This is a genomic window from Burkholderia sp. Se-20378, from assembly GCF_017104665.1.
In the GTDB taxonomy this organism is placed as follows: Bacteria; Pseudomonadota; Gammaproteobacteria; order Burkholderiales; family Burkholderiaceae; genus Burkholderia; species Burkholderia lata.
This window is the reverse complement of sequence record NZ_JAAGPG010000066.1, coordinates 1-20,099: the sequence shown is the minus strand read 5'-3', so window position 1 is coordinate 20,099 and position 20,099 is coordinate 1. Positions and strand designations below refer to the sequence as shown.

Annotated in this window: 21 protein-coding genes; 14 read left to right on the top strand and 7 right to left on the bottom strand. The window is 66.1% G+C overall.

Annotated elements, in window-relative coordinates; all coding sequences use genetic code 11:
• Window positions 1-110: 110 nt before the first annotated feature.
• Both G3N93_RS10535 and G3N93_RS10530 read left to right on the top strand, forming a co-directional pair.
• Window positions 111-548 (top strand): hypothetical protein, encoded by a 438-nt coding sequence (locus tag G3N93_RS10535; protein ID WP_174946016.1) that lies wholly within the window; start codon window positions 111-113, stop codon window positions 546-548.
• Window positions 549-836: 288 nt separating this feature from the next.
• A complete protein-coding gene (locus G3N93_RS10530) occupies window positions 837-1,049 on the top strand; it encodes a hypothetical protein (protein WP_006497261.1) in 213 nt (70 codons plus the stop codon).
• Between the two features lie 290 nt (window positions 1,050-1,339).
• Here the strand turns inward: G3N93_RS10530 and G3N93_RS10525 are convergent, their stop codons facing one another.
• The gene (locus G3N93_RS10525) at window positions 1,340-2,305 is read right to left on the bottom strand and encodes a D-2-hydroxyacid dehydrogenase (RefSeq protein WP_206132980.1); all 966 of its coding nucleotides are present in this window, start codon (window positions 2,303-2,305) and stop codon (window positions 1,340-1,342) included.
• A gap of 251 nt (window positions 2,306-2,556) precedes the next feature.
• On the opposite strand from G3N93_RS10525, the gene G3N93_RS10520 reads away from it, so the two are divergent.
• The 7 genes from G3N93_RS10520 (at window position 2,557) to G3N93_RS10490 (ending at window position 8,976) form a co-directional block, all read left to right on the top strand.
• Window positions 2,557-3,747 (top strand): CaiB/BaiF CoA-transferase family protein, encoded by a 1,191-nt coding sequence (locus G3N93_RS10520; RefSeq protein WP_174934082.1) that lies wholly within the window; start codon window positions 2,557-2,559, stop codon window positions 3,745-3,747.
• Window positions 3,748-3,770: 23 nt separating this feature from the next.
• The gene (locus G3N93_RS10515; RefSeq protein ID WP_206132979.1) at window positions 3,771-4,733 is read left to right on the top strand and encodes a hydroxymethylglutaryl-CoA lyase; all 963 of its coding nucleotides are present in this window, start codon (window positions 3,771-3,773) and stop codon (window positions 4,731-4,733) included.
• A gap of 22 nt (window positions 4,734-4,755) precedes the next feature.
• Window positions 4,756-5,139, top strand: coding sequence for a VOC family protein (locus tag G3N93_RS10510; protein WP_174934078.1), 384 nt, complete (start codon window positions 4,756-4,758; stop codon window positions 5,137-5,139).
• A 248-nt stretch (window positions 5,140-5,387) separates the two neighbouring features.
• Complete coding sequence (locus G3N93_RS10505) at window positions 5,388-6,215, top strand: alpha/beta hydrolase (protein ID WP_206132978.1); 828 nt, start codon at window positions 5,388-5,390, stop codon at window positions 6,213-6,215.
• A 96-nt stretch (window positions 6,216-6,311) separates the two neighbouring features.
• The gene (locus G3N93_RS10500) at window positions 6,312-7,205 is read left to right on the top strand and encodes a LysR family transcriptional regulator (RefSeq protein ID WP_174934074.1); all 894 of its coding nucleotides are present in this window, start codon (window positions 6,312-6,314) and stop codon (window positions 7,203-7,205) included.
• A gap of 178 nt (window positions 7,206-7,383) precedes the next feature.
• Entirely contained in the window at window positions 7,384-7,857 is a 474-nt protein-coding gene (locus G3N93_RS10495; RefSeq protein ID WP_174946024.1) for a cupin domain-containing protein, read from the top strand.
• Window positions 7,858-7,884: 27 nt separating this feature from the next.
• Complete coding sequence (locus tag G3N93_RS10490) at window positions 7,885-8,976, top strand: PhzF family phenazine biosynthesis protein (RefSeq protein WP_241026496.1); 1,092 nt, start codon at window positions 7,885-7,887, stop codon at window positions 8,974-8,976.
• A gap of 515 nt (window positions 8,977-9,491) precedes the next feature.
• On the opposite strand, the gene G3N93_RS10485 is transcribed toward G3N93_RS10490, so the two are convergent.
• From G3N93_RS10485 to G3N93_RS10475, 3 genes are all read right to left on the bottom strand, one after another.
• Window positions 9,492-10,955, bottom strand: a complete 1,464-nt coding sequence (locus G3N93_RS10485) for an MFS transporter (RefSeq protein ID WP_174934071.1) — start codon at window positions 10,953-10,955, stop codon at window positions 9,492-9,494.
• A 381-nt stretch (window positions 10,956-11,336) separates the two neighbouring features.
• Window positions 11,337-11,945 (bottom strand): peptide chain release factor H, encoded by a 609-nt coding sequence (prfH, locus tag G3N93_RS10480; RefSeq protein WP_307873404.1) that lies wholly within the window; start codon window positions 11,943-11,945, stop codon window positions 11,337-11,339.
• Complete coding sequence (locus G3N93_RS10475; RefSeq protein ID WP_174934067.1) at window positions 11,945-13,093, bottom strand: RNA ligase RtcB family protein; 1,149 nt, start codon at window positions 13,091-13,093, stop codon at window positions 11,945-11,947. The genes prfH and G3N93_RS10475 overlap by 1 nt, the downstream gene beginning before the upstream one ends.
• Between G3N93_RS10475 and G3N93_RS10470 the strand changes: the two genes are divergently transcribed.
• The 3 genes from G3N93_RS10470 (at window position 12,998) to G3N93_RS10460 (ending at window position 15,870) form a co-directional block, all read left to right on the top strand.
• On the top strand, window positions 12,998-13,318 hold the full coding sequence (locus G3N93_RS10470; RefSeq protein ID WP_206132988.1) for a hypothetical protein: 321 nt from the start codon (window positions 12,998-13,000) through the stop codon (window positions 13,316-13,318). The genes G3N93_RS10475 and G3N93_RS10470 overlap by 96 nt on opposite strands.
• A gap of 507 nt (window positions 13,319-13,825) precedes the next feature.
• On the top strand, window positions 13,826-14,695 hold the full coding sequence (locus G3N93_RS10465; protein WP_206132976.1) for an RNA ligase family protein: 870 nt from the start codon (window positions 13,826-13,828) through the stop codon (window positions 14,693-14,695).
• A 41-nt stretch (window positions 14,696-14,736) separates the two neighbouring features.
• Window positions 14,737-15,870: an AAA family ATPase gene (locus G3N93_RS10460; RefSeq protein ID WP_206132975.1), complete on the top strand. Its 1,134-nt coding sequence runs from the start codon at window positions 14,737-14,739 to the stop codon at window positions 15,868-15,870.
• A gap of 60 nt (window positions 15,871-15,930) precedes the next feature.
• Here G3N93_RS10460 and G3N93_RS10455 read toward each other — a convergent pair whose 3' ends face one another.
• From G3N93_RS10455 to G3N93_RS10445, 3 genes are all read right to left on the bottom strand, one after another.
• On the bottom strand, window positions 15,931-16,614 hold the full coding sequence (locus G3N93_RS10455; RefSeq protein WP_174934061.1) for a hypothetical protein: 684 nt from the start codon (window positions 16,612-16,614) through the stop codon (window positions 15,931-15,933).
• A 13-nt stretch (window positions 16,615-16,627) separates the two neighbouring features.
• Window positions 16,628-17,260 (bottom strand): 5-formyltetrahydrofolate cyclo-ligase, encoded by a 633-nt coding sequence (locus tag G3N93_RS10450; protein ID WP_174946037.1) that lies wholly within the window; start codon window positions 17,258-17,260, stop codon window positions 16,628-16,630.
• A gap of 298 nt (window positions 17,261-17,558) precedes the next feature.
• On the bottom strand, window positions 17,559-18,260 hold the full coding sequence (locus G3N93_RS10445; RefSeq protein ID WP_307873403.1) for a 5-formyltetrahydrofolate cyclo-ligase: 702 nt from the start codon (window positions 18,258-18,260) through the stop codon (window positions 17,559-17,561).
• 176 nt (window positions 18,261-18,436) lie between these two features.
• Between G3N93_RS10445 and G3N93_RS10440 the strand changes: the two genes are divergently transcribed.
• Both G3N93_RS10440 and G3N93_RS10435 read left to right on the top strand, forming a co-directional pair.
• Window positions 18,437-19,363 (top strand): LysR family transcriptional regulator, encoded by a 927-nt coding sequence (locus G3N93_RS10440; RefSeq protein WP_206132974.1) that lies wholly within the window; start codon window positions 18,437-18,439, stop codon window positions 19,361-19,363.
• A 278-nt stretch (window positions 19,364-19,641) separates the two neighbouring features.
• A partial coding sequence (locus G3N93_RS10435; protein ID WP_206132973.1) for an MFS transporter occupies window positions 19,642-20,099 on the top strand: 458 nt, incomplete at its 3' end.

Below are 20,099 nucleotides of genomic sequence, written 5' to 3'. Positions count from 1 at the left end.
CACGGGCACGCGATGCCGCTTGCGCATCCGTGCAATTGGTTACAAATGGATACCGCGCACGACACGCGGACGTTGCAGACTACGCGGCGTTCACCCGATTACGGATATCCATGAAGTTCCACACGCTGCTGACACTCGCCGGTGCATCGACGCTGCTGGCCGCCTGCAACCTGCTCCACGACGGCCCCGGTTCGAGCGACGTCGACGCCGCCGTGCGCCGCGCGCTCGAAGCGGAAAACCATGGCGGCCTGAATGCGCTGTTCGGCCAGCCGCTGCCCGTCTCGGCCGATGTCGTGTCGGCGAAACCCGACGGCGACTGCAAGAAGCTCGGCGATCGCACGTACTCGTGCGACGTCGTGGTCACGTGGCGCAATGCCGACTACAAGCCGTCGCGCGCGAACCTGACCTTCGTGGAGGCCGCCGACGGCTCGTGGCAGACGTCTGGCGTCGACGCCGCGATCGTGACCGGCACCGCGAAATCGCTGGTCGACGAGATCGGCAAGGCGTGGCCCGGCAACGCGGCGAGTGGGGCGTCGGCGCCGCAGTGATGCGCCGGCGGCGCGACTCTCCCTGATTCCGCGGGCAAACGACCTCGTCCCTGCGGGCCGCACTCGTCCCGTTTCATCAAGCCATCGATACGCTCGCCCATGCCGGCACGATCATCGCCGGAGGGCGCCATGCGACGCGCATGACAGGCGTTCCGACACCGATTCACCGAAAAAGGGGCGCGAGCACCTGGCCCGCGAAAGACCGAACGCATCCTCGGTATGCGGGCCGGGTTATAGGGAAAACCCTTATTTCGAGATATAATCACGGCCTAAGAGATAGGTCGAACCATGCCTGAACGTTTCCAAACCCTTGAAAAATTTGTGTTTTCCCTCGTCGTGATGTCCGCAGTCGTGTGCTCGGCATTCCTCGCGTACGAGCGTCACCCCGAGATCAAGATCGCGCTGCACGAAGGCGAAGCGCTGATGCGCGAGAGCGCCAAGTACTCGGTCATCTGCTCGCCGTCCAAGGTCGATCCTTGCGTCGAGATGTCGGCATACTGAAATTCGCGTCGATAGCGGCGCGCGGCTATCGAAACGGACGTTTTCAGCATTCGTCCCATTCAGTTTCAGACTGGCCCTGCAGCGCTGGCGGTACGGATTCCTTGAAGTAGAACCACCCATCAGGAATTCGGAAACCGGCCGCAAGCCAGGGCGGATGCACGAACCCGTTACGTGCCGAGTCGCTGGCGTAAGCAGCCCCCGAATTCAGCCGGCCCCGCTTCGAGTCATCGAGCGGGGCCGTTCTGTTTGCGCGGTTCAAATCAACGCCGCAGCGCCCAGCGCCGCGCATGTCACACCACATGCCGCGGCGTGCCATCCACGAACGCGGCGACATTGTCCACGAGCTGATCGGCGAGCGCCTGCATCGCTTCGTCACTCGCCCACGCAACGTGCGGCGTCAGGATGAATGCCGGATGCGACAGGATCGCGTGGACCGGATGCGCGGCCGGCAGCGGCTCCTGCGTGACCACGTCGAACCCCGCGCCCGCGATCTGCCCCGACTGCAACGCGTCGACGAGCGCGCTTTCGTCCACGAGCCCGCCGCGCGCGGTATTGATCAGCAATGGCCGGCGCGCCATCCGCGCGAACGCGGCCGCATCGATCAGGTGCCGCGTCGCAGGCGTAAGCGGGCAATGCAGCGTAATCACGTCGCTGTCGCGCAGCAGCGTGTCGAGCGGCACGTAGTCGTCACCTGACGCATCGCGGTGCGCCGCGAACCGCACATGCATGCCGAGCGCACGCGCGATGCCGGCCACCGCGCGCCCGAGCACGCCGTCGCCGACGATCCCGAGCGTCGCGCCGGCCAGGTCGCGAATCGGATAATCGAAAAAGCAGAACTGCCCGCTGTCGAGCCAGCGCCCCGCACGCACCGCATCGCGGTAGGCGACGAGGCTGCGGCGCAGCGCGAAGATCAGCGCGAACGTGTGCTCGGGCACCGAGCGGGCCGCATACCCGCGAATGTTGCTCACGACGATGCCGCGCGCCGCGCACGCGTCGAGATCGACGATGTCGGTGCCCGTCGCGGCGATCGCGATCATCCGCACGCGCCGCGCATCGGCAAGGGCCGCCCCGTCGAGCCACACCTTGTTGGTCACGACGATGTCCGCGTCGCCGATGCGCGCGGCAATCTCGTGCGCGGCCGTCCGGTCGAAGGTCTGCAACACATGAGGAAACGGGAACGGCTTCAGCACGGTGTGCGGCGACTGCGTTGCGCGATCGAGAAACACGATCTTCGCGGGAGAGGAAACAGAAAACATGGCGGGTCTCGCTGACAGGCGCCCGGCGGGCGCGGAACGGGTTCGATTCTGCCGGCGGCGCGCGCGCCGTCGTTTGACCGTTGCGCGAGCGCGCTTTCCCGGATGGAAAGGCTGACGCAACGCCTGTGTGAAGGGGCGCGGCGCGCGCCTTTCCGTTTCGGAAAGGCTGGTTGAGCATCGATCGATTTTCGCCGGGCGCGAACGCCGTCATGATCGCCGTCATCGACAACACGATTTCATCGGAGACAGCCATGACACGCCCCCTGGACGGCATCCGCGTACTGGAACTCGGCCAACTGATCGCCGGCCCGTTCGCGGGCCGGATGCTCGCCGAATTCGGCGCCGACGTGCTCAAGGTCGAGCCGCCCGGCCTCGGCGACCCGCTGCGCAAATGGCGGCTGCTGCACGACGGCACGTCGGTCTGGTGGGCCGCGCAGTCACGCAACAAGACCTCGCTCACGCTCGACCTGCGCACGCCCGAAGGGCAGGACGTCGTGCGCCGCCTCGTGGCGGAAACCGACGTGCTGATCGAGAACTTCCGGCCCGGCACGCTCGAAGGCTGGGGGCTCGGCTGGGACGCGCTGTCCGCGATCAATCCGGGGCTCGTGATGCTGCGCGTGTCGGGTTTCGGCCAGACGGGCCCGTATCGCGACCGTCCCGGCTTCGGCGTGATCGCCGAGGCGATGGGCGGCCTGCGACACCTGACCGGCGAGCCCGGCCGCACGCCGGTGCGCGTCGGCATCTCGCTCGGCGATTCGCTGTCGGCGCTGCACGGCGTGATCGGCGTGCTGCTCGCGCTGCGGCATCGCGAGCAGCAGGGCGGCAAGGGGCAGGTCGTCGACGTCGCACTGTACGAGTCGGTGTTCAACATGATGGAAAGCCTGCTGCCCGAATACTCGGCGTTCGGCGCCGTGCGCGAGGCGGCCGGCAGCAGCCTGCCCGGCATTGCACCGACCAACGCGTACCGCTGCCGAGACGGCAAGTACGCGCTGATCGCCGGCAACGGCGACAGCATCTTCCGGCGCCTGATGGAGCTGATCGGCCGGCCCGACCTCGGCAACGATCCGGCGCTCGCGCACAACGACGGGCGCGTCGCGCAGGTCGAACGCATCGACGCGGCGATCGGCGAGTGGAGCGTGCAACACGATCTCGACGCCGTGCTGGCCGCGCTGAACGAAGCGCGCATCCCGTCGGGACGCATCTACGACGTGGCCGACATCGCGGCCGATCCACATTACCGCGCACGCGACATGCTCGTCGATGCTGCGTTGCCCGACGGCACGCCCGTACTCGTGCCCGGCATCGTGCCGAAGCTCGGTGCGACGCCCGGGCGCATCGAACACGCGGCGCCCGCGCTCGGCGCGGATACCGATGCGGTACTCGAATCGCTCGGCATCGATGCGGCGACGCGCGGCGACTGGCGCACGCGCGGTGTGATCTAAGCAGCGGAAACAGGAGAAGACAAATGAACGGACAACGCAAACGGCTCTACCTCCACGAAGTCGCGACGCGCGACGGTTTCCAGAACGAAGCGGCATTCGTCGACACCGACGACAAGATCGCGCTCGTCGACGCGCTGAGCGCGTGCGGCTACGCGAAGATCGAGGTCACGTCGTTCACGTCGCCGAAGGCGATCCCCGCATTGCGCGACGCGGAGGCCGTGATGCACGGCATCGTGCGCGCACCGGGCGTCGTCTATACGGTGCTCGTGCCGAACGTGCGCGGTGCCGAGCGTGCGCTGTCGTGCGGCGTCGACGAAGTGAACCTCGTGATGTCGGTGAGCGAAAGCCACAACCGCGCGAACCTGCGGATGACGCGCGAGCAGTCGTTCGCGCAGTTGCGCGACGTGATCGACGCGGTACGCGGCACGGGTGTCGCGATCAACGTGTCGCTGTCGACCGCGATGGGCTGCCCGATGGAAGGCGACGTGCCGGCCGAGGGCGTGCTCGCGTGGATGCAGCGCTTCGCGGATCTCGGCGTGCATGGCTTCACGCTGTGCGATACCACGGGCATGGCGTTTCCGTCGCAGGTGCGCGACCTGTCGGCACGCGCACGCGAGCGCTTCGGCGCGCTGCAGCTCACGCTGCACTTCCACAACACGCGCGGGATGGCGCTCGCGAACACGCTCGCGGCGCTCGACGCCGGAATCGACCGCTTCGACGCGTCACTCGGCGGGCTCGGCGGCTGTCCGTATGCGCCGGGCGCGACCGGCAACGCGTGCACCGAAGAACTCGTGCACATGCTCGAACTTGACGGCTACGATACGGGCATCGATCTTGCGGCCGTGCTGGCCGCGTCGGCCCGGCTGCCCGCGCTGATCGGGCATGACGTGCCGAGCCAGATCCTGAAGGCCGGGCGCCGCTCGGACCTTCATCCGCCGCCGCGTGCGGACGCCGGCGACATGCCCGCGCAGCGCGCGTTCTCATGACCAACGAACAGGAGCAAACCTCATGGCGCTGATTGACCACCTCGACCATCTCGTGCTGACCTGCGTCGATCCCGACAAGACGAAGCATTTCTACACCGAGGTGCTGCAGATGCAGCTCGAAACCTTCGGCGCCGGCCGGATCGCGTTCCGCTTCGGCAACCAGAAGATCAACCTGCACGTGCGCGGCGCGGAGTTCGAACCGAAAGCGCATGTGCCGGCGCCCGGCGCGCTCGACCTGTGCTTCATCGCGTCGGTGCCGCTCGACGACGTGATTGCGCACCTGAAGCGCGTCGCATGGCCGATCGTCGAAGGGCCCGTCGAACGCACGGGCGCGACGCAGAAGATCCGGTCGGTCTACGTGCGCGATCCCGACCTGAACCTGATCGAGATCTCCGAGTTGATCTGAGCACCGGCGCACCGCCGGCCGTATCGCGCCTTGGCACGCGCGTGTGCGGACCGGATCACGGCGCGGCCGCATGCCGCACCGATCTTCCGCCGAAAACGGACAGCCGGTTTCCGCACTCGCCGATTCCGGATAGCAGGCCCGACCCGCGCTGCGGATAATGCATGCATCGGCGACTGAGAAGCCGCCTTCGCACCGGACGCGACGCTTGTTGCGTCCGCGCTTCCGCAACCCGACCCAGGCAATTCCCGATGACGATCCTCTATCGCGGCATGGACCGCGCGGCGCTCGACGCCGCCTATCTGAACACGAAGGTGGTACCCGATTTCCCGGCGTTGCTGGCGTCGATGCAGGCACGCAGTGCGACGCTCCATGAAGGTGCGTCCGGCCGGCGCGACCTGCGTTACGGCGCGCAACCCGCGCAGCGTTTCGACTGGCTGACGTGCGGTCAGCCCGATGCGCCGCTGTTCGTGTTCATTCACGGCGGCTACTGGCAGCACTGCGCGAAAGAGGATTTCGCGTACGCGGCGAGCGGGCCGCTCGCGCGCGGTTTCGACGTGATACTCGCCGAATACACGCTGGCGCCGGTCGCGACGATGACCGACATCGTCGGCGAGATTGGCGCGCTGCTCGACTACCTGGCGAACGACCCCGACGGCCTCGGCACTGCGAAGCGGCCGATCCACCTGAGCGGCCATTCGGCCGGCGGCCACCTGACGGCCGTGCACCGCGCGCATCCGGCCGTCGTCTCGGCGCTCGCGATCAGCCCGCTCGTCGATCTCGAACCGATCTCGTTGTGCTGCCTGAACGACAAGCTGCAGCTCACCGCGCACGAAGTCGAAGCGTACAGTCCGCTGGGCCATGTCGGGCCCGGCGCGCCGACGGTCGTTGCGGTCGGCGCTGCCGAGTTGCCCGAACTCGTCCGGCAAGCGCATGACTACGCGACGGCGTGCGATGCGGCCGGCGAACGCATCGTCCACGTCGGGCTCCCCGGCATGCAGCATTTCGATGTGCTCGACGATCTCGCGAAACCGGACGGTGCGATGCTCACCGCATTGCAGTCGATCGCGCCACGCTAGGCATGCCGTTTCGCGCGGAATCGGCCGGGCGTATGATCGTCGTCAGGCCGCCGCGCTGACGGCATGCGCCGGCATGGTTTTCCCAGGACCCACGACATGGTGAACCCGCTTCATTTCGATCTGCAGTCGCTGCGCGTGTTCGCGCTCGTCGCCGAGCACGGCAGCCTGACGAAGGCGGCCGAACATGGCCAGCTCACGCTGTCCGCGGTCAGCAAGCGCATCGCCGAGCTCGAAAGCGTGACGGGCAGTGCATTGTTCGTCCGGCATGCGCGCGGTGTCGAGCTGACGCCCGCGGGCCGCGCGCTGCTCGACCATGCGGCGAAGGTGATCGAACAGGTCAACCGGATGGCGCACGAAATGAGCGACTACGTCGCCGGCGTGCGCGGCCACATCCACGTGTGGACCAACACGTCCGCGATCGTCCAGTTCCTGCCCGCCGATCTCGCCGCGTTCCTCACCGACAATCCGGGCATCAAGGTGAGCCTCGAGGAGCGGTTGAGCCACGAGATCGTCGACGCGCTCACGTCGGGCAAGGCCGATCTCGGCGTGTTCGCCGACAACGTGCCGGCCCCCGGCATCGAACGGCGGCAGTACCGGCGCGACGAGCTCGTGCTGCTCGTGCCGCGCACGCACCGGTTCGCCGCGCGCGACAGCATCCGCTTCGCGGATACGCTCGACGAGGACTACGTGGGGCTCAGCGACGGCAGTTCGCTGCTCGCGCGCATGACCGACGCCGCGTTCGCGGTCGAGCGCTCGCTGAAACTGCGGATCCAGGTATCGAATTTCGACGGCGTGAGCCGGATGATCGAGGCGGGGCTCGGCATCGGCATCCTGCCGCGCGATGCGGTAACCGGCGAGCGCGCGGCGCGGCTCGGGGTCGTGAAGCTCGAGGACGCGTGGGCAACCCGCACGCTGTGGGTGGGGGTGAAGGCGGGTACCGTGCTGACGACCGATATCGCGAAACTGTTCGATTTCATGTCGGCGCGGTGAGGCGGGGCTGCCTCCGAGTCCCTGTCTCCGACACGATGCATCGAGAATTCAAAGATCATCAAAGTGATTGCGGGACACGGTCAATCGCAGACAGGTTGATTATTCCAATCAAGATTGACGTCCCGCTCGTGAATTCACAAGATTCCGTCTGTCAATGTCGACTGAACGGGGATTGCGAATGAACCCACTCGAAGCCTGCATGGTTGCCGCCGATGCCGCGCCGCGCACAAAACCTTCAAACTACCCGGAGCCGTTCGCATCTCGCATGGCGGGGCGAGAGAAGAAACCGCTTGGCGATCCGTTCAGCTTGAGTCAGTTTGGTGTGAACCTGACGACCTTGAGTCCGGGCGCGGTGTCCGCTTTACATCATCAACACTCGAAACAGGACGAGTGGGTGTACGTCCTCAGCGGCGAAGTCACGCTCTACGTCGGCGACGATCAGTATCAGATGCAGCCGGGAATGTGCGCCGGCTTTCGCGCGAACGGCGCGCCGCACCACATACAAAACAATTCGACGCGTGATGCCACGATCATCGAGGTCGGCAGTAGAGTCGCGGGGGACGCAGTAAGCTATGCAAGCGACGACCTGGTCGCGGTGATGAATTCAACTGGCCAATGGGTTTTCGAACACAAAACCGGTGAGCCGTATTGATCCCAATGTCTGGTCAACGGCAAGCGGATGCGGGCGACGTGGTGTGGGGACGATATCCAGCTGCAAGGAACAGCCACCACGAGCAACAACCAGGCAGGAAAGTACCGGTTGGCAGGTCTCGCCGATTGCACCGCATCGGCCGGTTGCAGCCCGTCGGCGCCGACCGTAAGATCGACGATCATCGACACGAACGTATGTGTTCGTCGCCCTTCGTTTGAGTTTCGTCCATTGGGAGGACTAGTGCGAGTTGAGGTTCAAATCGTCAATGCTTTGACGGACGGAAGAGTCGGGGGCAATCCTGCAGGCGTGGTGATTGATGCCGATGCGCTGACGGCAGGCCAGAAGCTGCATGTCGCCCAGCAGGCCGCATTGTCGGAAACCGCATTCGTGTCGAAATCGGATATCGCGACGGTCAAGCTGGAATTTTTCACGCCGACGCGGCAGATCGCTCATTGCGGCCACGCCACGATCGCCACATTTTCGCTCTTGAGAGAACTCGGCAGGGTAGGCGACGGCAAGTCGTCGAAAGAGACGATCGACGGATGCAGAGACATCGTGATCGATGGCGATACCGTTCTGATGGAGCAGCGCTCCCCAACCTATCGTTCAATCGACGCAGACTCCCCGCTATCCGCAAGAATCGCGCAATCGCTGGGCGTATCGACTGCCCAAATCCATGGCGTCGAAAGCCCGACTGTCGTCAACACCGGCAACAGCTTTCTGATGATCGCGTTGCCCGACGAGCAGTCCGTGACTGCAATTCGTCCGGACCAGCACGCGATTGAATCGATCAGCGACGAGCTTGATCTGATCGGCTATTACGTATTCTCGACGACGACGAAAATACCCGGGCGCCATGCAGGCGCCCGCATGTTCGCGCCGCGTTTCGGCATTGCCGAAGAGTCGGCGACCGGAACCGCAGCCGGGCCGCTGGCGTGCCTGCTATACGACCGGATGGGGGCAGGCGTCACGGAAATGGCCATTGAACAAGGGCACTTGATGCAGCATCCTTCGCCGAGCGTCATCAAGGTCATCCTCGATGTCGACGGCGGCAAGATCTCGCGATTGATGGCGGGCGGCACTGGGGTCGTCATGCGGTCGATCACTGTCGAGATCTGATGTTGCGTCGATCCTCCGCTTCCCGGATGTCCGAACGGCTTCAAGGAGGCGGTTGATCACGTTGCCAATTGCGTCAGCGACATCTACCGCCTTGTGATGTCGACGCCCATCCCGATCGAGTCCCTTTCGCGCTAGCTCGCCATGAACTCTCCTCCCGATCTCTTTTACGACGATATGGCCAGTTCCTATCATCTGATTTTCGATGACTGGGAGAAGGCATCAGGTATGGGATTGGCACAATGATCGGCGTTACACCGTTCATCTCTACATCACGCAGGCTACCAGCGACGGTCACTGGCAATCGAAGCATTTCATCGGTCGCTACCGCGGCATCACGCGTGATGAACTGGCGGCTCACATGCGAAACGCCCGCTTCGAGCATGTCCGCGTGCTCTCGCCTGACACTACCGGTTACTGCCAGCCCGTTGTGGTCGCGACCGCGGCCTAGTTGCGTGGCAGTGACCGCTCAATAATGATGAAGGAACGCGCCCCCGCGCCCCCTCATCGGCAACCGCTCAAACCGGATTGATCTCGTCCTGACTACGCCGCGTAGTCAGCGGCCCGAGCACACGCAGCGTGACCGCGACGATACCCAGCGCGACCGAGATCACCCCGAACATCGCACCCGCGCCATAGCTGCCAAGCACCGGCAACAACATGAACGGCAGCACGCCGCTGACGATGCGCGACAGCGCATAGGTACTGCCGATCGCCGTCGAACGAACACGCGCCGGGAAAATCTCCGCCTGATACACGTGATACGCGTTGCTGAACACGTTCGACGCGCAGGTCGTCAGGAACCCGAAGCCGACGATCAGCACGGTATTGCCCGAATACGCGAAGCACAGCCCGAACACGGCGATCGACAGGATCGACACGATCACGAGCGTGCGGCGCTCGATCCAGTTGAGCAGCGGAATCGACAGCAGCGAGCCGACCGGATAGCCGATGAACGACAGCGCGATGAACAGCGTGCTGTCCGTCACGTCGAAGCCGCGGCTCTTGACGACCGTGCCGGCCAGCGTACCGAACCCGTAATAACCGAAACCCTGAAACAGGTGAAAGATCGCGAGCATCAGGTAGCGCGCGCCGTACGGTTCGCGCCGCAGCAGTGCGATACGCTCGCCGAGCCCGAGCGGCCGTTGCGGCTCGACCGGTTCCGCGAACTGCTCGGGCACGCTCACGCCGGTGCCTTCCGCGAATCGTCGCAAGGCAGCATGCGCATCGGCGGTGCGCCCCTGCGCGAGCAGCCAGCGCGGGCTCTCCGGCAACCGGTGCTGGACGAGCATCACATACACGGCGCCGAGGCTGCCGATCGCGAGGATGATGCGCCAGCCGGCCACGCCGCCCACATGCAACGGGTTCAGCCACAGCGCGAGGAACCCGACGAGCGGCACCGCGACATAGGAAGTCGTATAGGCCCAGGCGGCGAGCCTGCCGCGCTTTTCCTTCGGCAGGATCTCGGACAGGAAGCTGTCGGCAACCGGATAGATCGCGCCGACGCCGATGCCGGTCAGGAACCGGCACGCAACGAGCATGTCGGCATTCACCGAAAACGCGCCGACCAGCGAGAACGCGCTGTACCACGTGAGCGTCAGCAGGAACGCCTTGCGCCGGCCGATGCGGTCGGCGAGGCTGCCGAGGCACATCGCACCGACGAACATGCCGATGAACGCCGAGGCCAGCAGCAGCTTGAAGTCGGTGCTCTGGCGGCTCAGCCCGTACTCGTTCTGCAACGCGGAACCGATCGTGCTGACGAGGAAGATCTCGTACATGTCGAAGAACAACCCGATGCCGATCACCCAGACGACGAACCGGTGCAACGCGCCGACGGGCAAGTCGTCCATGAAATCGCCGAGCGTGACGCGACGGGCGGGGAGGGCCGACGCATCGGCGCCGACGCCGGCGGCAGCGGCCGGCGGTCGTGCGGACGCGGGTCCGCCCGCGTTGCCGCCGAGATCGAGGGAATGGCTGTTCATCGTGTCTCCTGATTATCGATACGCCGTGGCGCAAGGCCCGGCCGTTCGCGACCGGCGCGATGCGCCCGGTCGCACGACGTGGCGGCAGGCACCGCGGGGCCGTGAAAGGGCCGGATAGGCGGGCTGTACCGATCGTCCGACACATGGTGGGCAAATCCGCGGCACGTGATAATTGCGGATGTTTCAAGCGTCCTTTCCTGCGCAGAAAGGGTCCGGAACACGCGGCAGCCGGCAGGCGCGCGGCAGGCCCGTGCAGCCTGCCTGGCGCGCGGTCATGCACCGGAACCGGTTGCGCGCTGGCGCAACCGGCAGGCCGGGAAAACCATGACGCCGCTTGCGTGACCGCCGGCGCAACAACCGCCGGCGGCCAGGCGTGCGTGCTCAGTCGGCCGGCACGAACGCCGCCCCGTGAAACACGCGCACGGGGTTGCCGCGCTCCAGCGCAAAGTGCTGCATCCGCCGCTGCCGGCGCGCATCGGACGCGTGACGGTCGGCCTCCTGCTGCAGTCGAACCTGCAGCAACTGCAGCGCCAGGCGCTTGTTCGCGTGCTGGCTGCGTTCGCTTTCCACGCGCACCGACAGGCCGGTCGCGACATGAATCGCACGAATCGCGGAGCTCGTCTTGTTCACGTGCTGGCCGCCCGGCCCGCGTGCGCGCATCGCTTCGAACCGCACGTCGCCTTCCGGCAGCGGCTGCGCGTCGGCACAGCGCGCGACGCCGATGAACCAGTTCTTGCGCGGATGGCGCAACCGGTACGGGCTCGCGCAAATCCATTGCAGCGTGCCGGTCCAGCGGTCCGCCAGCGCCTGCGCGCCGGCGCCGTCGAGATCGAGCAGCGCCGAACGCAGCGTGCCGGGCCGTTCGCCCGGCTGCGCATCGAGCACCGTGACGACGACACGCTGCGCGTCGGCTTCCGCCTGCAGGCGCCGCAGCGCATTGGCCGCGGCCAGCTGGCACTCGAGCGGGCCGTGCGCCGAAGAAATCTGCATCAGCATCGGCCGGCCTCCCCGGACGTCTTGTAGGTCAGCACCGGCGCGAGCCGAGCCAGCTTGCGCAGCAGGCCGGCCGCTTCGAGCGCGTCGACGACACTGTCGATCGGCTTGTAGGCCTGCGGCGCTTCCTCGTACAGCAGTTCGCGGTCTTCGCAGATCACGTGACTGCCTAGCGGCGTGCGCGTGAGCTGCGACGGCGTGAAGCGCCGTTCGAGGCGCCCCTTGCAATCGCCACGCGCCCACTTGCGGCCCGCACCGTGCGCCAGCGACGCCAGGCTGTCCGCATCGTCGGGCCGCACCGGCGCGACAAGGTAGCTGTAGTCGCCGCGCGACCCGGGAATGACGACCGGCCCCGCGTCGGCCGGCGTCGCGCCTTTGCGATGCAGCCAGCCCGGCTCGCCGTCGACAGTCGCCCGGCTCACCAGGTTGTGGTTCACGTCGAGCACGCATCGGCCATCGGTGCGCCAGCGGGCCAGCATGCGCCGCGCGATCAGGTCGCGATTCGCGATCGCGTAGCGCAACGCCGCATCGTGACGCGCGAGGTACGCCGTGCACGCGGCATCCGTGTCGTCGAGGCCGTTGTAGCCGTGCGCGCGCATGTGTTGTTCGAGGATCGACTGGCCGAAGCCGCGCGACCCGCTATGCACGAGCAACAGCAGGCGATCGGGATCGAGGTCGAGCGCCTGGACGGCATCGGTGTCGTACACCGCGTCGATCCGCTGCGCTTCCGCGAAATGATTGCCGCTGCCGATCGTGCCGAGCGATGCCGCGTACGCGTGATCCGCGAACCCGGCGGCCGCAATGAGCGGCTGCCAGCTTGCATCGGGCGTGGCGTCGATCGAGCCGAGCCGGCCTGCGAGCTTCGACGCGCTGACGCGCCGCGCATCGAGCGCGGTTTGCCACAACGCCATCCCGCAGCCGATATCGCCGCCGATCAGTGCCGGATACAGCTGGCCCGTCGAGAAGAACGCGGCGCCAACCGGGTAGCCGCGTCCAGGGTGAAGATCGGGCATGCCGGCGACGCGCCGCATGCCAGGGAGGGTGGCAGCATGTTCGAGCTGCCGGATGGCCTCACCTTCGATCCAGGTGGTGGCGCAAGCGCACAACGTGATGCGCTCGCCCAGGTATTGCATGGAATTGCCCATGGAGGATTCCGTTCGATGAAAGAAGTGAACGGCGGGCCTTGGCGCAGGCAGCGCAACCATGCGCTGCCCGACATCGGAAGTCGGGAAGAGGGCGGCACGACCGGATCGGAACGATCCGGCTCATCGCCGAAATGGCGATGCGTGGTGCTGCTTGGCGTGAACGATGAAACGAACGGACGCGAAAAACCCGAACTACGACCCGCGACGGGAGGAGTGTTGGCGTGACGTCATGATTTTTTCTCCTTGCGAGTGAGGGGTTGATCGGAATGGCGGCGACTCTAGCATGCACGCGACGGGCGCAGCAAGCGGGTAGCGCGGCGTTGCCCATCGAATCATCGCTCGATGTGGCGAAAAACACACACATAGGAATCCAGATCATTCCCGGGTCGATGGCGCGCACGGCACGCCGCAACAGGCATTCGACCCACGCCGACAACCGCAACGGCCGTACCCGACCACGCTTGACAGCGCAAAAACCGTTTCGTAGCATCCGCCTGCTTCATCCCTGAACCCTCATCGAATCGGTGATCCAAGTGCCCGCAAACGTTCGTCCCTTCGCCTGATACGCCGACGACTGCCGTCCCGGCCGCGTGTCGTCCTGCCCGTTTCCGTCTGCCTCGCGGCGCCGGAACAGTGATCGCAGGGCCGCGCCCGGACACGCACTGACACCGTAACGCACCCCCATCGTTCGTTCACGTCGTCGGCTTTTTCTGATGTTTCCGGAGAAAGACCATGACGCTGGATTTTCGCGCCTACGCGCAATCGCTCGACCTCGCTCGCTACCCGCGCACGCCGCACCTTGAAGGCTCGCGCCTGCAGGACGGCGACGAAGGTCACGACCACGTTCCCTATCGCACCCTCGCGGGCGCCCATCTCGTCGTCGAGGAAAAGCTCGACGGCGCGAACACGGGCATCAGTTTCAGCCCGGCGGGCGAACTGCTGCTTCAATCGCGCGGCCACTATCTGGCCGGCGGCGGCCGCGAGCGGCAGTTCGGGTTCGTGAAGACCTGGGCCGCTGCCCACGCGGGCTGGCTGCTCGACCGCCTCGGCGATCGCTACGTGATGTACGGCGAGACGATGAGCAAGAAGCACGCGGTGTTCTACGACGCGCTGCCGCATCACTTCTTCGAGTTCGACGTGTTCGACCGTGCAACGGGCCGTTTCCTGTCGACACCCGCGCGCCGCGCGCTGCTCGCCGACGGGCCGGTGCTGTCGGTGCCCGTGCTGTACGAAGGCGTCGCGCCGGCACGGCTCGCGGACCTGAAGGCCATGCTCGGTCCGTCGCTCGCGAAGACGCCGGACTGGCGTCGCGCGTTCGAGGAAACCGTGCGGCGGCAGGGGCTCGATCTTGCGCGTGCATGGCAGCAGTGCGACAAGTCGGAGCGCTCCGAAGGGCTCTATGTGAAGGTCGAGACGGACGACACGACGACCGCGCGCCTGAAGTGGGTGCGCCACGATTTCGTGCAGGCCATTCTCGAATCGGCGCGCCATCACTCGGAGCAGCCGTTCATCCCGAACCTGCTCGCGCCGGGTGTCGACCTGTATGCGCCGCGCCCGACGGTCACGTGGACATCGCGCCGCGCTGCGCACCCGAATGAATGAATGCGGAACGGCCGAGCGCCGTTTCGAGAGGAGTCTTGATCATGAAGTACGAACAATTGCAGGCGCTCGTGCCTGCACCCGGCCGGCTGCCGGACTATCGCGCGTGTCTCGCGGCGTTTCCCGCGCTCGAACACGCGAAAGCGACGCAGCAAGAGCCCGCGCACCACGGCGAAGGCGACGTGTGGACGCATACGATGATGGTGATCGATGCGCTGCTGGCACTGCCCGAATACCAGGCCGCGTCGCGCGCCGACCAGGAGATCGTGTTCCTGGCCGCGCTGCTGCACGACATCGCGAAGTACAGCACGACCGTCGTCGATCCCGTTACCGGCGCGATCGGCCATCCCGGCCACTCGCGCAAGGGCGCAATCGATGCACGGATCGCCCTGTGGGATGCCGGCGTGCCGTTCGCGGTGCGTGAGGCGATCTGCCGGATGATCGCGGTCCACCAGGTGCCGTTCTTCGCGATGAGCGGGTCACGCCGCGGCGCGCCCGAGTTCATCGCGCGCGAGCTGTCGTGGCAGGTCAGCCTGCCGTTGCTGTGCCTGCTCGCCGAAGCCGACATTCGCGGGCGCATCTGCGACGACACGCAGCGCGTGCTCGACAACATCGAACTGTTGCGTGAACTGGCAAGGGAAGAGGGCTGTTACGGCCAGCCGCGTGCATTCGCCGATGCGCACACCGCGCTCAGCTACTTCCGTGGCGCGGACGTGCATCCCGACTATCCGCTGTTCCGTACACCGGGCTCGCAGGTCGTCGTGATGTCGGGCTTGCCCGCGTCGGGCAAGAACACGTGGGTCGCGCGGCATCATCCGGATCTGCCGGTCGTGTCGTTCGACGATGCGCGCGATGCATTGGGGCTGCGTCATGGGCAGAACGAGGGCGCCGTCGCGCACCATGCGGTCGACGCCGCGAAGGCGCTGTTGCGCGCGCAGAAGCCGTTCGTGTGGAATGCGACGAACCTGTCGCCGCTGATGCGCAAGAAGACGCTCGATCTGCTGTTTGCGTACAACGCCGACGTGACGCTCGTCTACCTCGAACAGCCGCGTGCCGAACTGTTGCGTCGCAATGCGCGGCGCGACACGTCGCTGACGAATCGCGCGCTCGAGGCGATGCTGCTGCGCTGGGATCTGCCGCTGCCGACCGAAGCGCACGCGGTGCGGTACGAAGTCTGATGCGACAGCGTCACGACACGAGCCGGTACGCCGCAACTCACCGCGGCGTACCGGCTCGCTTCATTTCAGCGATGGATTCTGCTGCGTCGCGCAAGCGCGCAGTTCGGTAACGAGATCGGTCTTGCCGAGCTTTTCGAACAGATCGGCCATCTCCATCTGCGCGACCGGATCGCCTTCGCGCGCCGCGCGCCACCGCAGCGACGCGATCATGCCGCTCATGCCCTCGCCGGGCGTTTCGCCGTCGTAGCCCGACATCGCCTGCAGGACATCCGCGAGCTTGTTGTAGCCGGCCGGCACGTGATGAACGAGCAGCCAAGCGATCGCCGGCTGCGCGCCTTCCCAATCCTCATCGTCGAGCGAACTGCTCGCCAGGCGCGCGGCCGCACGCCACGAACCGAGCGACGCGGCCTTCGCATACGCCTTGTCGGCGTCGCGACCGCGCGGCGACGGCGCCGCGTCGAACGCGGCCTGCGCTTCGGCCGACGGCGGCGGCAACGCGAGCTTCGTGCAGTGGAACGCGCCTGCATCGGGCGCATTGCCGGGCTGGTCGGCCCAGCGCGCCTGGTCCTTCAGCGCGCGATCGAGCGTGGGCCGCACGTCGCTTTCCTTCATCGACGCGAACACCCAGTCGGTACGGACATGGCGTGCGGCGTCCCAGTCGCTTTCGGCGAAGGCGTGTTGCGTGAAGGCGAGACAGGCGGCCGCGCAGCCGATCCTGAACAGGTTTCGGGCGGGAGATTTCATCGCCGGTTCCGCCTTAACTCGCCACGATGATGAATGTGGTGAGCGCGATCGGGAACAGGGCGAGGCCGAGCAGGCCCAACGCGCCATCGGCCGCCATCGCGATCGGCGACAACGCCAGCTTGGCGCCGCGTCCGACCGCCGTCAGCTTGTCCGTCACCGTGACCTCGTACGGACGATTGAACGCCTGCGGGACCGACGAAGGCGTGACGTCGTTCGGCAGATAGCGCTTGCCGCTGATCTTGCCTTCCGACTCCAGGTAGCCACCGTCCTTCTTGAAACCGTCCGCGAGCGCACGTTCGCGCACGTCGGAGCCGGCCGGTGCATCCGAGTAATCCAGCCGCATCGTGTATTGACCGGTGATCGCGTCGCCGTGCGCCTCGAAATCGTTGAACGCCGTGTGAATCTTGGGGCGATAGGGGGCATTGAGCACCGTCGCAAGGCTCGGCGGCATCTCGAAGATGTAGTGATACTTCTTGCCGAGCACGACGAGCTGCTTGCCGTCTGCGGTAATCAGGAACGTCGACAAGGTTTCGTCGTATTCCGAATCCTTCATCCACGCCTTGGTGACGGGACCGAAATTGGAGCAGCCGGCAAGCATGCCGGACGCTGCCACGGCGGGCAGCGCGAGAAATGTTCTTCTTTTCATGTGTGCTGGTTGGATGTTGTTCGTTATTCAGCGGAACCGCTTGAATGTCGGACGCTGCGTTCGATGAACGCGGCACCCTGACGGCCGATCATGCGGTTTCTTCGCTTGCGCATTGTAGGGCCAAAACGGCTCGCGCAGTATCCCCCGGGCAAAGCACCGCGCCCGTGTGCGACAGACTGCTCGCGCGCTTGCAGACCGCCAGTCTTGCGACCGCTCACGTCCGTTCCGATCAGGCGACGGATCGAATCGATGCAATGCAATGAACGTGTTCGTCGCCACGCGTTGCGTGCAGGAAACGTCACGGCGCCCGCCGATTCGACTTCGCCACGACGTCGAATGCCGTGACCGCAATCGGCGTCAGCGGGGCGCCGGCCAGGCTCACCCTGCCATCGGCCGTCATCCTGACCGGCGAGCGCGGTAGCACGCTCTGGCCGAACACTACCGAACGCTCCCTGATCTCGACGTCGTACGGATGACCCGGCACCTGCGGAATCGACGACAGCATGACGTCGTTCGGTTGAAAGTTCATGCCGATGATCGTGCCGGCCGCCTCCAGCGCGTCGCCCTGGGCCCGGAAACCGGTTGCGAGCGCGCGTTCGCGAAGCGCGGAGCCACGCGGTGCGTCGTCACGAGAAAGCCGCAACCAGTAGTCCGCGGTGGTCAGGCCTCGGTCAGTCTCGAAAGCCACGAAATGGATGTTCGGGCTGGCGCGGCCGGGTGCCGCGAGCGCCACGGAAAAGTTACGCGGCAGATCGAAAACGTAGTGGCACTGCGTGCCGAGCACGACGAGCCTGTTCCCGTCCGCAGTCACCAGAAATGCAGACAACGTGTCGCGATAGCCGGTGACGCGCATCGCGCTCGGGGTCACACGGAAAGTATCGCTGCAGCCAGCCAGCATGCCGGACGCCGCCATCGCAGGCAGCGCGAGAAACGTTCTTCTTTTCATGAATGCCGTGCTGTTCTGTTCGTGGTTCGGCGGCGCCGCTTGAATGTCGGACACGACGTTCGATGAACATCATGGCGCGACGGCCGTTCGTGCGGTTTCTTCGTTCGCGCATTGTAGGACCAAAGCCGGCAGCGCAACGTCCCCGGCCAGACGCCGCGCCCGCGTGCGGTAGACTGCACGCTCGCTTGCCCACCGCCCACTACACGACCGCTCGCGCCCGCTGACACGCCATGGATCGAATCGATGCGATGAAGGTGTTCGTCGCCACGCTGGACGAGGGCAGCCTCGCGGGCGCGGGCAGGAAGCTCGGCCGATCGCCGGCGGCCGTCAGCCGCGCGATCGCGTTTCTCGAAGAACACACGGGCACCGCGCTGCTGTATCGCACGACGCGAACGATCCGGTTGAGCGAAGCCGGCGAACGCTATGCGGCCGCGTGCCGGCGCATCCTGTCCGATCTCGAGGAAGCCGACATGCTGGTCGCCGACGAACGTTCGGCGCCGCGCGGCCTGTTGACGGTCACCGCACCGGTCGCCGCGGGTGAAGACGTGCTGCGCGCGCTCCTCGACGAATTCATCGAGCGCCATCCGGCCGTGTCGATTCGACTGCAGTTGCTCGACCGCCCCGTCAGCCTGATCGACGAAGGGATGGACGTCGCGCTGCGCATTGCGCACCTGACCGATTCGACGCTGGTCGCGATTCCGGTGGGCGCGGTGCGGCGGGTCGTCGTGGCGTCGCCCGCTTACCTGGCGAAGCATCCGGCCATCGAGACGCCGGCCGATCTCGCGCAGCACCGGATCATCTCGATGACGCACTTCGGCCTCGATTCGTGGAGCTTCCCGCCGTCCACGCCATCGGCACTGCCGCAGGTCGTCCAGTTCTCGCCGCGCTTCATCATCAACACGATCCGCGGCGCAGTCGCATCGGCTGTCGCAGGCCACGGCGTCACGCGGCTCTTTTCCTATCACGTCGCAGAACCGGTACGGAACGGCGCGCTACGGATCGTGCTGCGCGACAGCGAACACGCGCCGCTGCCGATCCATCTCGTCACGCCTTACGGACGCCTTTCAGTACCGAAAGTACGTGCCTTCGTCGATTTCGCGGCACCGCGCCTGCGCGAGCACTTCGCGCAGCTGGCGGCCATTACCGACGACGATTGAACCGAAATGCGGAAGAATGGCTTTCGCATGACGGGGATTCTCTCGACAATCGGCTCAATCTAGACTTCCTTCAATCAACGGACGCGCGTGGCGCCCGTTCAGCGAATGGAGGTCAACATGCATCAAGCGCTTTCCGTCCAGCCTCGCGCCCGTGCGTTCGAACTGACGCACCACATGGGGCCCGGCGTCGGCATGGCCCGTTCCGCATGCGTGCCGTCATCGGCAATCTTGGTCACGCAGGGGCTTCCCGCACCGCTGACCGCGACGGGGAGAGCGCAATGAGCACGATCTCGCCTGCACCCACGGCGGCCCTGGCCGAACGGCCCGTGGCCAGCTACGCCGAACGCAACACGCGCTACTGGCGGCGCAATCTCGCCGTGTGCGTGTTCGGCTCGTTCACGACGCTCGTCAGCCTGAGCATGCTGCTGCCGTTCCTGCCGCTGTACGTGCGACAACTCGGCGTCGATACGCAGTCGGCGGTGATCCAGTGGTCGGGCATCGCGTTCGGCGCGACGTTTCTCGGCACGGCCGTCACCGCGCCGCTGTGGGGCCGCCTCGCGGACCGCTTCGGTCGCAAGCCGATGCTCGTGCGCGCGGCGATCGGCATGGCGATCGTGATGTCGCTGATCGGCGTCGCGCACAACGTGGTCGAACTCGTCGCGCTGCGGCTGCTCGCGGGGCTCGTCGGCGGCTACGCGTCGGCGTCGACCGTGATGGTCGGCACGCAGGCGCCGCG